The organism is Streptomyces sp. NPDC097640, from assembly GCF_040302705.1.
Classification (GTDB): domain Bacteria; phylum Actinomycetota; class Actinomycetes; order Streptomycetales; family Streptomycetaceae; genus Streptomyces.
On the sequence record NZ_JBEOSB010000021.1, the window covers coordinates 38,376 to 53,735 of the forward strand.

Sequence of the window (15,360 nt, forward strand, 5' to 3'; positions counted from 1 at the left end):
TCATTCCTTTGCGGACGTGGCGGACGTGGCGGACGTGACGGACGTGGCGGACTGGGGTGGCTGGGCGGGCAGCGATTCCCGTTGCAACGCCAGGGCGTCGAACCTTCTCTCCACATAGGTGAGCGAGGACAGCAGATCGGCCGAGGCCATCTGCTGATGGCGGCTGACTTCGGCGACGCCGCCGATGGGCATGGCGCCGATGTCGCTCCAGCGCAGCCATCCGGTGGGGTCGAGATAGCTGCGGGCGCGCTGGGGATTGTCCGGGTGCAGACAGAACGGCACGTCCAGGAAGCCTCGCTCGAAGGCGAGCAGCAGGGCCTGTCCGGGGTCGAGATGGAGGTCCAGGACTGCCTCGACCAGGGCGCGAGCCTCGGCAAGGACCTGGTTGTCGCCGGGGGTGTCCGGCGGGGGAGCGGAGCCCGTCGCGGGCGCCACGGCGGCCGCGGCCGCGCCTGCGCTCTCCAATGCCTCGATGTTCTCCTCGACCGTGGGGATGCGCAGGGCCTCGGCGGCTGTCTTGACGATCAGCCGGGCCGCACCGGTGTCTCTCGCCAGCCTGGCCGCGCTCTCGTTGAGCAGCCGGGCGCCACCCTCGGTGCGTGGATAGACACCCATGTAGGTGTAGAGGGTGATGTGCCAGTCGATCCCGGTGAGCAGCTCGCCGGCCAGTACACGCAGGGCGTTGACGGCGAGTGTGTCCTGGCGGGGATGGGTCTGCTGGGCATAGCTGAGCGAGACGCTGCGCAGTCCGTGGGCCCGGAAGAAGACACCTTCCAACACGCTCAGGGCGATCAGCAGCGAAGGGGGGCAGAGCTGCCCCATCATGCAGCCGCCGAAGGTCTCCAGGTGCGGCTCGCCACCGAACTCCCTTACGTCGGCAAGCAGTTCGCAGCACTCACGCCAATTGATCAGCGACTCGGCCAGCGGGCGACGGCCGTAGGGCAGGCAGTAGGAGGCGGGGCCGCCTTCGGTGGCGTCGAGCCCGGACAGGAGCAGTGTGCGGAAGATCTCCTGCGGAGCGGCGGAACCGTGTCTGACCTGGACGGGAAAGTCCGGGCCGTGGATTCCGTCCAGGACGGCCCGGGTAGTGGCCGGGCCGTGCGCGACGATCGGATAGCCGTTGAGATCCTCACCCCGGCCGAGCGCGCGCAGCGCGGCTCCCTCGTCACCGGTGCGAGTGAAGCTGTCGAGGGTGAGGGTGCCGACGGTGGTGGCGGCGGCGCGCTTGGTCGCGAGCAGCCCCCGGCGCATCGCGGCCGGTGCCGCGAAGCCCATCCGCGGCTGGACCACCAGCTCTCCCCGGCGCTGGGCGGCACGCACAAAGGCCCCGAACGACACGGATGGCCGCTGCACACCTCGGCCCTCGGCGAGGGTGCGGGCCGAGCGGCCCATGGTGGTTTGGTCCACGCTCAGGCCCCGGCGCCGACGGATAGGGCGTCGAGGTAGGACCGCAGCGGACCCAGTCCCTCCCCGTCCTCGAAGACCGCGCTGAACCCGGCGGCCAACAGCGCGCTGGTGCGGGCCGGGTCGCCCGTACCGAGGACGCCCAGCTTGCCGCCGATCACGGCCGGGACGGCACCGAGCCCAGGATCGGAGCGGACGGCGCTGATCAGGCGTACCCCGTCCAGGTGGCCGTGTCCGTTGACGGTACTGACGACGATGAGGTCGGGCCGGTGCTCGGTGCACTTGGCGATGAGAAGTTCCTCCGGTACACAAGGGCCGAGGTTGACCACGCGGTGGCCCAGCTCCTCGAGGAGGAGTTGCAGGAACACCAGATTCCAGGTGTGGGCATCGGATGCGGTGCTGGTGAGCACGATGCGCAGGCCGCCACGGTGGGCGGCGGAGGTGTCCGGCGCACCCACGCCGGAACCGGCGCGCCGGTGGCTGAGCAGATCAGAACTCACTGAGGAACCTCGTTGCCAATTACGCGATAGGGACAGCAATTTCAAGAAAGTACCGGCGGCACCGTGCGGCCGAGGGGCAGTTGCAGGGGAAGATTGACCGGCAGATTCAACGCCCTTGACCAGTTGGATCCCACCGCCTAGGGTCACCCCTATGCCTTTTTCCGGCCAGCTTTCCTATGGGCAGATATCGCTGTGGCGAGACATCCAGACACTTCCTCGAGACCGTTGGCACGAGGTCAACATATCGGCGGTCTGGGAATTGCCGGAGGGGACCGGTACGGCAGCCGTCAAGGATGCCCTGAAGGCGCTCGTTCATTACCATCCATCACTGCGTACGACATATGATCTGAGCGATCCGCAAAACCCCGTCCAGCTGGTTCACGAACCGAATTCGCTGCCCGATCTCAATGTGTCGGAAGAGGGCGTCGGGGATATAGAGGGGACAGCTCGCCGCATGGCGGCCCAACCCTTCGACCTGACCTCTGAGTTCGGCTGGCGTGGCCGCGTCCTGACGCGCTCCGGCGTGGCGACGCACCTGGTGTTCACGCACCATCACCTGACGGCGGACAACTGGTCCCAAGGGATCCTCAGAGAGGAATTTCCCAAGGCCCTGGCCGATCCCGGATCATTTCTCGGCCGGGCGGATTCCTACAGCTTGATCACCATGGCGGAGGACCAGCGGGGCGACCCTTTCAAGGCTCGGCGTACCGCGGCCGAACGGCACTGGGAGAAGGTTCTCGGCGCCTCGGCCGAGATCCCGCAGCAGCCCCGTCCCACCTCGGCCGACGGTCGGTTTCCCGTGTTGCAGGCCTCCGTTCGGTCGACCGCGGCCCAGTCGGCGGCCCAGTGGCTGGCGGAGCGGCTCTCCCTCTCGAAGTCGTCCGTGCTTCTGACCGCCTACGCAAGGGCGGTGGCCCAGGTGTGCGGGCTGCCGTCGGTGCCGGTTCGACTCCAGTCGTCGAATCGCGGCAACGCCCGTTGGGGAGGCTATGTGACCTCGATGAACCAATGGGCCGCCGGCTGCCTGGACGCCGGATCGGGAACCGGCTTCGGGGAGCTCGCGCAGAACGTCGACAAAGCGGCGTTCCTGGCTTATCGCATGGGCGTGTACGACCCGGATTCGATCCGGCTGATCAAGCAGCGCTTCCCCTCCGCGAGTATCGACCCCGAGCCGGTTTGGGCATTCAACTACATGGTCCGTCCGGCGGTGGCCGGGATGGCGGAGCCAGGGGAATCCGATATACCGGTGGTGAAGTGGGAGCAGCAGGTTTCCGCGATCGGCCCCCAGTTCCACACCCGCTTCATCGAGGACGGTTCAGAGGCGTTGACCATCTGGCTGCGGGGCAGACAGGTTGGCAAGGAGCTGGTATCGGAACTACTGCTGGGAATTCATGAGGTACTGGTGTCGGAGGCGCGCGGGCTGGGGCTCGGGAAACGGTGATCCGACGAAGCTGCCCTCGATTCTGCCGACGAAACTGCCGATCGTAGATAGGTGACTCAAGTAGCTTGCTGAGAGGGAAAATATCATCCTCTCAGGTATATACTGGTTCACTGCAATGAATGGCATCGAGGTCCCTCAGTGAGTTCTGCTGCGTTCAACTCGGATACCTGCGCCGTGCCCGACGAGCGGTTACTGGCCGCCTGGCTGGATATGACGGAGCTCCCTCCCGTCCCACGGCTCGAGGTGGAGGAGCCGCGCAGCCAGGGACTGCGGCAGGCCGTGCGCGTGGTGACCGACGCGCTCCTCGGGCGGCCCGCGCAGGAGGGGCGTCAGGTGCCGTCGGCCGGCGCCATCTATCCGTACGACGTCCTGGTGCTGGTGGACGAGGACGGCCGTCCGGCGGGCTCATCGCCACACCCCCCGGGCCACGCGCTGTTCTGGATGGACCTTCTGCGCCGTACCTGTGTGCGGCTGAGCGGACCGGCCGAGCGCCTGGCCCGGCTGCTGGGTCCGGTGCGACTGCCGGACGGTGGCGAGGCCGTGGCGCATGTCATCCTCCTGGCCCGGCCCTGGCTGTCGATGCGGAAGTACGGCTCGCGCGGCTATCTCTACACGCAGCTGGACACGGGACACGCGGCCACGAACCTGCTCGGAACCGCTCTCCAGGACGGTCCGGCCGTGCTGCGGCTGCACGGCCCCCGCGCCGAGATCCGGGCCGCCGTCGAACCCTGTCTGCCCCACCGCGAAGTGCATTCGGTCATCACGATCGGCCGACCGCACACGCGGGGCGAGACCAGCGACTGGGCGACGGTCCGGATGGCGGATGACGACGACCCCGCGGGCACCGGCCAACTGGAGGAGGTGTGCTGGTCGGGGCTCTCGGCGGCGGTGTACGACTGTTCGGAGCCGTTCGCCGCGCCCGCACTGCTGCACACCGCCGCCCGCATGGCCACCGGGTTGCGCCCTTCGGCCCCCGGGGCGATCCCGCGCACCCAGTGGCGAGAGGCCTCTCGGCGGCGACGCTCCTGCAAGCGGTTCTCCGGGGACGTACCCGAGCCGGGCGCGCTCCTGGGCATGCTGGCGGCGCTGGACACCCCGCTCCCGGCCGATCTGACCGCCACGGAAACGGACCGGGGCGTGCGCGCGATGCTCCTGCTGCACGACGGGCCGACGGCCCGGGTGTGCTCGGACACCCTGCGCGGCAGCCGCATCGGGGTGACCGTGCCGGACCGATTCCGCGACCTCGACCTGCTGGTCCGCTCCTGCATGGGCCAGGCCAACGCGCGGGTCGCGGCCGGGTACGTGCTGTTCCACATCCCCCGCGGCGAGCTCTTCTCCGGTGGTCCGCGCGATCTCCGCGACGCCGTGTTCCGCGCCTCGTGCGGCGCGCACCTGCTCTATCTCGGTGCCGGCCTGAACTCCGTGGCCATCACCACCATCGGCGGCTACGACCCGGACCTGTGGCGCGAGTACGCCGGTCTGACGGTCGAGGACGAGCCCTTGTATCTGCTGGCGCTCGGCGTCGACCAGGCTGGCTCGATCAAGCACGACCGCGCCCAAGTCGCCTACGCACACGGCGAATAGGCCATCCACCGGACCACGGACTCGGAGGAACGACATGCCCGGGGTGCTGAACCAGGTCCTCACCGACCTCCTGACACAGCACGCGGACCGACTCGCCGTCGCCGACACGCGACGCCGGCTGACCTACGCCGAACTCGACGTGGCGGCAGAGGAGTTCAGTACGCAGTTCGGCCCCTGGTGGAGCGAGGCCGCCGCACCAGGCCCGGCCGCGGCACGTCCCCGAGTCGTCATCCTCGCGGCCAACTCGGCCTCGTACGTCGTCGCCTACGTGGGCCTGCTGCGCGCGGGCGCCCTGCCCTTCCTGCTCGACCCGGCCCTGGCCCCGGAGGAGATCCGCGCCGTCGCCGCCAGTTGCGGCATCGACGCCGTCGTCCACGACCGCCCTCTCCACCTGGGGATCGAACCGTCCGGCTCCGTCACCTCCGGCGGCTACGAGCTCACCCGCACGGCACCGGACGCGCAGCGGCCGATCGCCGATCGCCCGGAGCCGCTCGCGTCGACCGAGGTGTGCCGCTTCACTTCCGGCTCGACCGGGTCGCCCAGCTGTATCGAATTCTCCGGTACGGCGGTCCACAACGCCGCCCTGTCCTGGCGCGACGCGACCGGTCTCGGCGCCGACGACCGCATCCTGTGCTTCGCCGGGCTCTTCAACGGGCTGGCGTTCAACACCTCGCTGCTGGCCGCGTTCCTGGCGGGCGCGGCGCTGTGGCTGCCGTCGGGCCTGCCCACCTCGGGACAGGTGATCCGCTTCCTGCGCGAGATACGGCCGACCCGGCTCACCGGCTTCCCCGCCCTGTACGAGTCCCTGCTGCGCCGCCCGGAGCCCGTCCCCGAACTCGCCGAGCTGAAGGTCGCCCTGTCCTCGGCGGCGCCGCTGAAGCCCGCGACGGCCGAGGAACTCCGCACCCGGCACGGCCTCGCGGTGTGCAACTACTACGGTGTCGCCGAGACCGGGCCGCTGACCTTCGACCCCCGCCCCGCTCCGGAGCACGGCCAGGGCCGGCCCCTGCCCGGAGTCGAGTTCCTCTTCGGCGACGGAAGCGGCACGAGTGGTGACATCCGGGTGCGCAGCACATCCATGGGGTCGCGCTATTTGAACGCGCCCGGCGCCTTCGAGGCACGGCTGGACGCGGACGGCTTCTACGCCACCCACGACCTGGGCAGCCTGCGGGACGGCCGGCTCCACCTCGCGGGCCGGGCCGGTTCCCGGCTGAACATCGGAGGGCGCAAGATCGACTCGGTGGAGGTGCGCCGCGCCCTGCTCGCCTCCGGCGCCGCCGAAGCGGTGGTCTTCGCCGTGGAGAAGCGCAACGGCGACCCGATGCTCGCCGCCGTCGTCAGCGGACCCGACGGCCTCACCGAGGACGGGCTGCGCGCCCGCTGCCTGGAACGGCTCGCTTCCCACAAGGTCCCCGAGCGTGTCGTCGTCGTGCCCGAGATCCCGACGACGGGCGTCGGCAAGCCGCGCATGAACGCGGCGCGTGAGCTGTTCCTCAAAGCCACCGATTCCGCTTTCACTTCCTGAGGGAGACCATCACCCATGCCGAACGACCAGACCCTCGCCCGCCGCGTCGCCGAACTGGTGGAGGAGGCCAGCGAGGGCACGCTGAGCCCGGAGAGCGCGCTCACCGACGGCAACACGCTGGCCGAGAAGGGGCTCTCCTCACTGTCGTATCTGCGCCTGATCGACTCGATCGAGACCGAGTTCGGCATCTACATCGACCTGGAAGGTGACACCACCTTCATGCAGACGATCCCCGGAATCGTGGCGTACATGGCCGCTGAAGGGGTGGCAGGTGCCGCCTGACCAGCGGAGCGCCCCCGGGCTCCGGATCGGTGTCGTCGGCGCCACCGGCCGGCTCGGTTCGCGGATCGTCGCCGAGTGCGCGCTGCGCGGCATCCCGGTCGTGATGACCGCACACTGCGGTGCGTGGACGGCCGAGCAGCCGCCGACCGTGGTGATCGACGCGTCGCGCGGCGAGGTCCTGCCCCGCACGGTCGCGTACTGCCGGGACACCCGCTCCTCGCTCATCGCCTGCGCCTCCGACATCGGGCCCGACGGCGAGCCGCTCCTGGCGGAGCTCGGCGGATCGGTGACCGTGGTCCGCGCGGTCAACCTGTCGCTCGGCCACTGGCTCCAGGACCATCTGCTGGGCGTCGCGGGGCGGCTCCTCCGTGCGTCGGCCTTGCCCCTGCCGCGCGTGGGGCTCCTGGAGCGGCACACCGTGGCCAAGCGGGACCGCCCGAGCGCGTCGGCGCGCTCCCTGGCGGCGACCTGGGAGGCGCACACGGACGGCGCGGCGGTGGATGAGGTGGCCTCCTTCCGTGCCGGCCATCAGGTCAGTGAGCACGCGGTGCACCTCGACTTCGCGGACGAGTCGTTGACGCTGCACCACGACGTACGAGACCTGGCGGCCGCGGCACCCGGAGCGCTCGCCGTCGCCGCGTGGGCCCATGGCGCTCCCGCCGGTCTGGTGACGGTCAAGCAGGTCTACGACGGACTGTTCTTCGTAGCGGTCCGCGACGGAGACCGCGATCTGCCGTCCGCCAGCGAATCGTCCCTCGCAGAAACGTGAGACACACGTGACCCAGCAGACCCCGGCCACGCTGCCGCCCCTCGCCCGTCGGTTGCGGGCCCATGTCGCCGTCGCGGCGCGTTCTCTGTCCCTGGGCGGCCACGACGACTTCAACCAGGGGCAGGTCTCCGCCCGGGTGCCCGGCGCGGACTACATGCTGATCAAGGGCGCGCTCAAGGGTTTCGACGAGTGCGTACCCGACGATGTGATCGTGGCGCCGGTCGACCCCGCCGCGCAGGCGCCCGCGCTGGCGCCCCCGGAGCTGGCGCTGCACCAAGCGGTGTACCGGGCACGTCCCGATGTCAACGCGATCGTGCACAGCCACGCGCCGCACACCCTGGTGTTCGGAGCGACCGACCTGGACCTGCGCGCCGTGTCGCACGACGGCGCCTATTTCGAGGGCCGGCTGCCCCGTTTCACCCTGACCAGCAACACCATCCTCGACATCGCCACGGGGGAGCAGGTGGCGGGCGCGCTGGGGGACAACCCGGCGGCGCTGCTGCGCAATCACGGTGGCGTGATCGTCGGCAAGTCCATCCGGCATGCGACGGTGCACGCACACACTCTGGAGCGGGCCTGCCGGCTCCAGCTGATGGCCGAGCGGGTGCCGGGCGGCTACCACTCATCCTCACTCGAGGACGTGGACGGCAAGCGGGCCTTCATCTACGCCGACCTGTCCGTCCGCTCCTACTGGGACCACGCGGTCGGGCAGGTGCGGCGCCACTGGCCGGAGACCGCGGACTGGCCGGCCCAGGCCTCGCGGGAGGCCGCGTGAACGCCCACTCATCCGTCGAATCCGCCGAACACCGGGAACTGTTCGCGCTCGTCGACGAGCTGGCCCGGGAGGAACTGGAGCCGCGGGCGGCCGAGTACGAGGAGGCCGGGCGGTTCCCCGAGACGCTCGTCCGGCTCATGGGGAAGCAGGGACTGATGTCGCTGCCCTTCCCCGAGCGGTGGGGCGGCGGTGGGCAGAGCTACACCGTCTACCTGAGGGTGATCGAGCGGCTGGCCGGCAGCTGGCTGGCCGTCGCGGAGTCCGTGCACCTCCAGGTGTTGGCATGCCAGGGTCTGGCCCGGTTCGGATCGGACGAACTGCGGGGACACCTGCTGCCACGCATGCTGAGCGGCGAACTCCTGGCCGCCAACTGCATGTCCGAGCCGGAGGCGGGCTCCGACCTGGCCGCCATGTCCACCAGAGCGGTGGCGGAAGACGATCACTACGTGATCTCGGGCACCAAGGCCTGGGTGAGCCACGCGGGTGTCGCGGACGTCTACAACGTCTACTGCCGCACCGGAGGATCCGGCCTGGGCGGTCTGTCCTGCTTCCTGGTCGACGCGGACACGGAGGGCCTGCGCCCCCTGGCCCATGAGCGGAAGATGGGGGTGCGCTCACTGCCCACGGCACAGATCGCGTTCGACGGGGTGCGGGTGCCCGACGAGCGCATGATCGGTCGCCGCAACCGTGGCATGCTCGTCGCCGCCCATGTCTTCGACCACGGCCGCCTCGGCGTCTCGGCGTGTGCGGTCGGCCTCGCCCAAGCGGCACTCGACCACGCCGTGGCGTACGCCAAGGAACGCACGCAGTTCGGCAGCCCCATCATCTCCTTCCAGGGGATCTCCTTCCTGCTCGCCGACATGGCCACACGGGTCGCGGCGGCCCGAGCGCTGCTGTACTCGGTGGCCGCGCTCAAGGACCAGGGCAGACCGATCTCCGCCGAAGCCGCGAAGTGCAAGCTGTTCGCCACGGACACCGCGATGCGGGTCACGACCGACGCGGTCCAGGTGCTCGGCGGCTACGGCTACACCCAGGACTTCCCGGTCGAGCGCTGGATGCGGGAGGCGAAACTCCTCCAGATCCTCGAGGGCACCAACCAGATCCAGCGCGTCGCCATCGCCCAGTCCCTGTGACGGCCCCGACTCCATCCTCCAGATCCCAGAAGGACCACATGAACGACTTCATGCGCTTCGGCCTCTTCATGTCGCCACTGCACCCGATCGGTGAAGACCCCAATCTGCTGATGCGCCGCGATCTCGGCTACGCGGAGCTGGCCGATGAGCTCAACTATGACGAGCTGTGGGTCGGGGAACACCACTCCAACGGCTGGGCCACCATCGGCTCCCCGGAAATCTTCCTGGCCGCCGCGGCCGAGCGGACCCGGCGGATCAAACTGGCGACCGGCGTCATGGCGCTGCCGTACCACCATCCGTACATGGCGGCGGCGCGCGCGGTACAGCTCGACCATCTGACCCGGGGCCGGTTCATCCTCGGTGTGGGCGCCGGTTCGCTCGCCTCGGACATGCACATGTTGTGCGTCGATCCCTCCGAGGCGCGCCGCCGGACCCAGGAGTCCTTGGAGACCATCGTCGAGCTGCTGCGGGGCGATGTGGTGACGCGCGAGACGGACTGGTTCCGGCTCCAGGACGCCCGCATCCAGCACCGTTCCTTCGAGCCGGGCGGCTTCGAGATCACCGTCAGCAGCGCGTCGTCGCCCTTCGGTATGCGGCTCGCCGGCCGCCTCGGGGTGAACGCGATGTCGCACGCGGCCCCGCCGTGGGGGATGGTGCGCGCCGGCCACAGCCTGGGCATGGAGAAACTGGCCGAGCAGTGGGGGCACTTGGAGGTCGCCGCCGCCGAAGCGGGGCATACGGCGGACCGGTCGACATGGCGGCTGACCCTGCCCGTCCATGTGGCCGAGACCCGTGAGCAGGCGCTGGAGGACATCTACGCCGGATGGCTGCGGCAGCGCAACGAATACTGGGCGGGCACGCACGGCATGCCCATGGGGCGCAGCGAGGTCGGGGCGCGCAAGGCGTTCGAGGCGACCGTCGAGGCCGGGGGGATCATCGCCGGTGGCGTCGAGGACTGCGTGGCCGCGATCCACAAGCTCCGTGACCTCACGGGAGGCTTCGGCTGTCTGCTCAACTCGGTGACGGATTGGGCGAGCCCCGAGCGCACCCGCAGGAGCTTCGAGCTGTTCGCTCGATATGTGGCCCCCCGGTTCAAGGGCTCCACCAAGGGCCTTCAGGAGTCGCAGTCCTGGGTCGCGTCACAGGCGGCCACCTTCCAGGAGCGGTTCAACGCGGCCCGCACCAAGGCGATGGCCACGAGCACCGAATCGCGGAACTGACCGGCATGGGCGGGCCACGCCACGCGTGGCCCGCCGGCCGCATCGAGGCCCGGCCCGGTGGGCCGTGCCCGTGTGCTCAGAGAGAGCCGCCGATCAGCACGGTGGTGTCGACCAGGCGGTTGGAGAAGCCCCACTCGTTGTCGTACCAGCCGACGACCTTCGCGTGCCGACCGCCGATCACCTTGGTCAGACCGGCGTCGAAGATGCAGGAGGCGGGATCGGTGACGATGTCGCTGGAGACGATGGGGTCCTCGGTGTAGCGCAGGATGCCGGCGAACGGACCCTCCGCGGCCTTGGCGAACAGCCCATTGATCTCCTCCGCGGTCACCTCGCGGCTGAGGGTCACGGAGAGGTCGGTGGCGGAGCCGGTGGGGATCGGGACGCGCATCGCGTAGCCGTCCAGTTTGCCTGCGAGCGCCGGGAGGACCAGGCCGATGGCCTTGGCGGCCCCCGTGCTGGTGGGCACGGTGTTCGTGGCGGCGTGGCGGGCGCGGCGCAGATCGCGATGCGGTCCGTCCAGCAGATTCTGGTCCGAGGTGTAGGCGTGGACCGTGGTCATCAAGCCGTATTCGATGCCGATGGCGTCGTGCAGGACCTTGGCCATGGGGGCGAGGCAGTTGGTGGTGCAGGACGCGGTCGAGACGATGGTGTGACGCTCGGCGTCGTACTGGTCATGGTTGATGCCATAGGCCAGGGTCAGATCCTCGTTCTTCGCCGGGGCGGAGATGATGACCTTCTTGGCCCCTGCCGCGATGTGGGCGCGGGCGCGGGTGGCGTCCGTGAACACACCGGTCGATTCGATGACGACGTCGACGCCGAGTTCCGTCCAGGGGAGAGCCGCCGGGTCGCGTTCGGCCGAGACGGCGATCCGCCTCTCCCCGACAAGGATGGCGCCGTCGACCGCGCGCACCTTCTCCCCGAAGCGGCCCAACGTGCTGTCGTACGCGAAGAGATGGGCCAGTGTCGCGGTGTCGGCGAGGTCGTTGACGCCCACCACTTCCACATCGGCGCCCTGGGCGAGCACCGCACGCAGATAGTTGCGGCCGATGCGTCCAAACCCATTGATGCCCACACGCACTGTCATCCGCGGAAGACCTTTCCTCAAATACCGGACCACGAAACGGGAACGGCGCCATGGCGCGGTCCCTTTCGGATGCACACATACGGACGCGACTCTACGCGCGCGGCCGGGTCGGGACCGGCAGTTCCGGCGGCAGTTTCAGCGGAAGCTTTGATCAGGAATGCAGCCTCCGCGTCCGGGAGACAACACGGTCGCGGATACTCCAGTGATTCCTGCGAATGTACGTGCGCTGCAACCAGCGATCGCGGCCGTCGTATCGCGGCTCGAACTCGGAACGGGCATGCAAGCCCTTTCGGTTATTGATGAGCAGCGCCTGGCCGGGGCGCAGGAAGACTTCGTGTGCGACTTCTCGGCAGGCGGGCTGAAGCCGCCGCAGCGCCACTTCGGCCTCAGGGGAAAGGGCATGAACTCCATTGGCGGAGGAGGCGATTTCAGGGCACCATGCGGGCCCGCTGATGATGGGCACGGGGGCGGAGAGCGTTTCGCTCTTGCCGACCAGCCGCGCATAACCCCCGGGGGCGTTGAGCCTGAAGAGAGGCTCCGTGAGCAGCTTGAGCGAGGAGGCGTCCAGGGCCTGGCAGACATCCCGGGCGTCCGCGTAGTAGGTCCCGGCAACACCCTCGTGGTCTGCGCGAAGGCAGTTGAGGACAAGGAAGTCCGGGTTGCTCACATTGTATGATCCGACCTCGTCGTAGACGATGTCGTTGTGGAAGTTGAGAAAAACAGTCGAACTGCGATTCGTCTGCGTCGTAGCTCCGTCCGCGACCGGAATGACATCGTGAATCAGCTGGCCGTTCTTCTCGGTGGTGAACCCGACGGGCTCTCCCAGCATCCCGCTGAGCCCGAGGAGAACTCCTTCCGAAAGGTATGTGCTTTTCGTTCGGCACGGCCCACCATCGTCGGGGGTATCGGGAAGCCCGGGTTCGACGGGGAGGTTGCCCACTCGCGCCACGCCAGGGGTGTCCGCATGCCTGCCGAAATCCAGGATGGCCTGTAGGAGATCAATCGGTAAGGTCGCGAATATCTGATGGCAGAGAGCCGTCGCCCGATCCATGTCCTGTGCCGGGTCGCCCAGGCCTGCGAGTTGCTTCACGAGAGATTCCTTCACCCTCTCCGGAATGACGAGGTCTATGAATGTGGGCGCCGACCGGAGGTCCGCACCAGTGTTCTCGGCTGCATTCATGATCTTCCTTCGTCCCCTTGAGCTCGGACAGGTTCGAGGAGATATACCCATGCCGATACCATCCACACGGTCAGCACTGTGAGTTGCCGGTCTCTTTCGGCACATGTGACAAGGAGAGAGGGAAAGCCATGCGCGTCGCACTGCACTCGGTCCTCAAGGAGGGCCAGGAAGCCGGATACGAAGAGGTGCACGCCACGGTTCCGGCGGATCTGCTGGAGGCGCTGGGCCGGGCGGGCATCACCAACTGGCAGATCTGGCGCAGCGGACGCCATCTGTTCCACCTCGTGGACTGCGCGGACTTCGCCGCCGCGATGGCCGCGCTCGACCAGGATCCGGTCAACCACCGGTGGCAGGCCTTCATCGGCGACTACGTCGACCACTTCGAGACCACGGGCGGCACCCCGGCCGGGCCCTCGGCCGACATGGCGCTCGGGCAGGTGTGGGAGCTGAGCGAGCAGGCGGCGGCCACGGCGAAGGAGTGAGGGAGGGGCCGAACCGGCGGAGCATACTCATCCCGGGCGCCTCGCGCCCGGTTTTCATCACACCTTGAGTGGCCCTGAAAACCCTGAACCACTACCTCCGTATGACCGGGTGACCACCGCGCAGGGACGCAGAGGAAACCACGAACACTCCTCGCGCACCCCCCCGGCGCACCCCTACTGGAGGTCAGTGAGTTGAGCCACCGACGTGTGAACAAGCGGACCGTCGTCATAGCCGGCGCCGCCGCGGCCGCCCTCGCGGGAGCGGTCATTCTGCTTCCGAACGCCAACGCGAGCCCGGACAAGTCGGCCGAGTCCAAGACGTTTTCGCCGCAGGCTGCTGTGAAGCTCGCGACGGGCCTCGCTTCTGACCTGGGCACCAACGCGGCAGGGTGGTACTACCAGGGCGACTCCAAGCAGCTGGTGATGAACGTCCTGAACGAGGACGCGGCGAACGACGTCCGGGCCCAGGGCGCCGTGGCCAAGATCGTCGAGAACAGCATGGCGGAGCTCAAGGCCACCACCAAGACGCTGAGCGACAACGCGTCGATCCCCGGCACGGCCTGGTCGATCGACCCGAAGACCAACAAGGTCCGGGTCACCGCCGACAGAACTGTCACGGGTACGAAGTGGGCCACGCTGACCAAGGCCGTGGACGGCCTGGCGGGCACGGCCACCGTCCAGCGCACCAATGGCGAGTTCAAGAAGTTCGACGGGACCGACGAGAAGCAACCCGGCGCCAACGGAGGCGCGGGCCAGGGCCAGGGCACGGGCGAAGGCCAAGGCCAAGGCGCAGATGACGGTGCCGGTCAGGGCGCCGGACAAGGCGGTGCGGACGACGGCGCGGGCCAGGGAGCCGGCCAGGGCGGTGCCGACGACGGCGCCGGTCAGGGTGCTGGTGACGGCCAGGGCGCGGGCGATGGCCAGGGTGCCGGTGACGGCCAGGGCGGCGGCGACGGCGCGGGCGGCGCCGGTGAGCAGGCCGGTGCCCTGGACGGCGGCGACGCCATCTTCGGCGGCGGCGCCCGCTGCTCGCTGGGCTTCAATGTCACGGTCGACGGCGCGCCCGCCTTCCTCACCGCGGGCCACTGCGGCAACATCGCGGAGACCTGGGCCACCGACCAGGCGGGCGCCCAGCAGGTGGGCACCACCGCCGAGTCCCAGTTCCCGGTGAGCGACTTCGCCCTGGTGACGTACGACGACCCGAACACCCAGGCGCCCAGCACGGTGGACCTCCAGGACGGCACCACCCAGGAGATCACCCGGGTCGCCGAGGCGAGCGTCGGGCTGCCGGTGCAGCGCTCCGGCAGCACCACGGGCCTCAGTGACGGCACCGTCACCGGCCTGAACGCCACCGTGAACTACGGCAACGGCGACATCGTCAACGGCCTGATCCAGACCGATGTGTGCGCCGAGCCCGGTGACAGCGGTGGCGCCATGTTCGCCGAGGACGCGGCCGTGGGCCTGACCTCCGGCGGCAGCGGCGACTGCACGCAGGGCGGCGAGACGTTCTTCCAGCCGGTGAGCACCGCGCTCCAGGCCACGGGCGCCGTCATCGGCGGCGACAACGGTGGCGGCGGCGCGGGCCAGGGCGACGGTGCCGGTGACGGCGCGGGCCAGGGTGACGGCGCCGGCCAGGGCGATGGCGCGGGCCAGGGAGATGCGGGCCAGGGCGCCGGAGATGGTGCCGGCCAGGGTGATGGCGCGGGTGCCGGTGACGGCGTCGGCCAGGGAGCCGAGGGCGGCGCGGACGAAGGTGGCGCGGCCGGTAACGGTGACAACGGCGCCGCCGGTAACGGTGACAACGGCGCGGTCGGCAATGGCGACAACGGCGCGGCCGGAGACGGCAACGCCGCGAACCACACGTAACGGCTGATCCGGGCAGGACACGTCCTGCCACCCCCTGACCGGGGTCCCGGGCGCCCACCTGCCCCAGTGCCTGGGACCTCGTACCACCCCCCACCGGGCCGCCGGCGCCTCAGCG

At 69.4% G+C, this 15,360-nt stretch carries 14 protein-coding genes; 10 read left to right on the forward strand and 4 right to left on the reverse strand.

The window, feature by feature from the left end; genetic code table 11:
• Together ABTY62_RS29575 and ABTY62_RS29580 are read right to left on the reverse strand one after the other, a co-directional pair.
• Complete coding sequence (locus ABTY62_RS29575; protein ID WP_352132592.1) at window positions 1-1,392, reverse strand: methylaspartate mutase; 1,392 nt, start codon at window positions 1,390-1,392, stop codon at window positions 1-3.
• 17 nt (window positions 1,393-1,409) lie between these two features.
• On the reverse strand, window positions 1,410-1,904 hold the full coding sequence (locus tag ABTY62_RS29580) for a cobalamin B12-binding domain-containing protein (RefSeq protein WP_352132469.1): 495 nt from the start codon (window positions 1,902-1,904) through the stop codon (window positions 1,410-1,412).
• Between the two features lie 151 nt (window positions 1,905-2,055).
• Between ABTY62_RS29580 and ABTY62_RS29585 the strand changes: the two genes are divergently transcribed.
• The 8 genes from ABTY62_RS29585 to ABTY62_RS29620 all read left to right on the forward strand — a co-directional run bounded on the left by ABTY62_RS29585 (window position 2,056) and on the right by ABTY62_RS29620 (window position 10,633).
• Complete coding sequence (locus tag ABTY62_RS29585; RefSeq protein ID WP_352132470.1) at window positions 2,056-3,345, forward strand: condensation domain-containing protein; 1,290 nt, start codon at window positions 2,056-2,058, stop codon at window positions 3,343-3,345.
• A 138-nt stretch (window positions 3,346-3,483) separates the two neighbouring features.
• Window positions 3,484-4,929, forward strand: coding sequence for a nitroreductase family protein (locus ABTY62_RS29590; protein WP_352132471.1), 1,446 nt, complete (start codon window positions 3,484-3,486; stop codon window positions 4,927-4,929).
• A gap of 34 nt (window positions 4,930-4,963) precedes the next feature.
• Complete coding sequence (locus ABTY62_RS29595; RefSeq protein WP_352132472.1) at window positions 4,964-6,454, forward strand: class I adenylate-forming enzyme family protein; 1,491 nt, start codon at window positions 4,964-4,966, stop codon at window positions 6,452-6,454.
• A gap of 15 nt (window positions 6,455-6,469) precedes the next feature.
• Window positions 6,470-6,736, forward strand: a complete 267-nt coding sequence (locus tag ABTY62_RS29600; protein ID WP_352132473.1) for an acyl carrier protein — start codon at window positions 6,470-6,472, stop codon at window positions 6,734-6,736.
• Entirely contained in the window at window positions 6,726-7,505 is a 780-nt protein-coding gene (locus ABTY62_RS29605; RefSeq protein WP_352132474.1) for a dihydrodipicolinate reductase C-terminal domain-containing protein, read from the forward strand. The genes ABTY62_RS29600 and ABTY62_RS29605 overlap by 11 nt, the downstream gene beginning before the upstream one ends.
• A gap of 7 nt (window positions 7,506-7,512) precedes the next feature.
• Entirely contained in the window at window positions 7,513-8,280 is a 768-nt protein-coding gene (locus ABTY62_RS29610; protein ID WP_352132475.1) for a class II aldolase/adducin family protein, read from the forward strand.
• On the forward strand, window positions 8,277-9,413 hold the full coding sequence (locus ABTY62_RS29615; protein ID WP_352132476.1) for an acyl-CoA dehydrogenase family protein: 1,137 nt from the start codon (window positions 8,277-8,279) through the stop codon (window positions 9,411-9,413). Before ABTY62_RS29610 ends, ABTY62_RS29615 begins: the two co-directional genes overlap by 4 nt.
• A 38-nt stretch (window positions 9,414-9,451) precedes the next feature.
• A complete protein-coding gene (locus tag ABTY62_RS29620) occupies window positions 9,452-10,633 on the forward strand; it encodes an LLM class flavin-dependent oxidoreductase (protein ID WP_352132477.1) in 1,182 nt (393 codons plus the stop codon).
• A 76-nt stretch (window positions 10,634-10,709) separates the two neighbouring features.
• On the opposite strand, the gene gap is transcribed toward ABTY62_RS29620, so the two are convergent.
• Window positions 10,710-11,717: a type I glyceraldehyde-3-phosphate dehydrogenase gene (gene gap / locus ABTY62_RS29625; RefSeq protein ID WP_352132478.1), complete on the reverse strand. Its 1,008-nt coding sequence runs from the start codon at window positions 11,715-11,717 to the stop codon at window positions 10,710-10,712.
• Window positions 11,718-11,868: 151 nt separating this feature from the next.
• Window positions 11,869-12,897, reverse strand: coding sequence for a TauD/TfdA family dioxygenase (locus tag ABTY62_RS29630; protein WP_352132479.1), 1,029 nt, complete (start codon window positions 12,895-12,897; stop codon window positions 11,869-11,871).
• 128 nt (window positions 12,898-13,025) lie between these two features.
• Between ABTY62_RS29630 and ABTY62_RS29635 the strand changes: the two genes are divergently transcribed.
• Window positions 13,026-13,379, forward strand: a complete 354-nt coding sequence (locus ABTY62_RS29635) for an L-rhamnose mutarotase (RefSeq protein ID WP_352132480.1) — start codon at window positions 13,026-13,028, stop codon at window positions 13,377-13,379.
• Between the two features lie 177 nt (window positions 13,380-13,556).
• Window positions 13,557-15,245 carry a S1 family peptidase gene (locus tag ABTY62_RS29640; RefSeq protein ID WP_502997547.1) on the forward strand — a complete coding sequence of 563 codons (1,689 nt, stop codon included), beginning with the start codon at window positions 13,557-13,559 and terminating at the stop codon, window positions 15,243-15,245.
• Window positions 15,246-15,360: the final 115 nt, after the last annotated feature.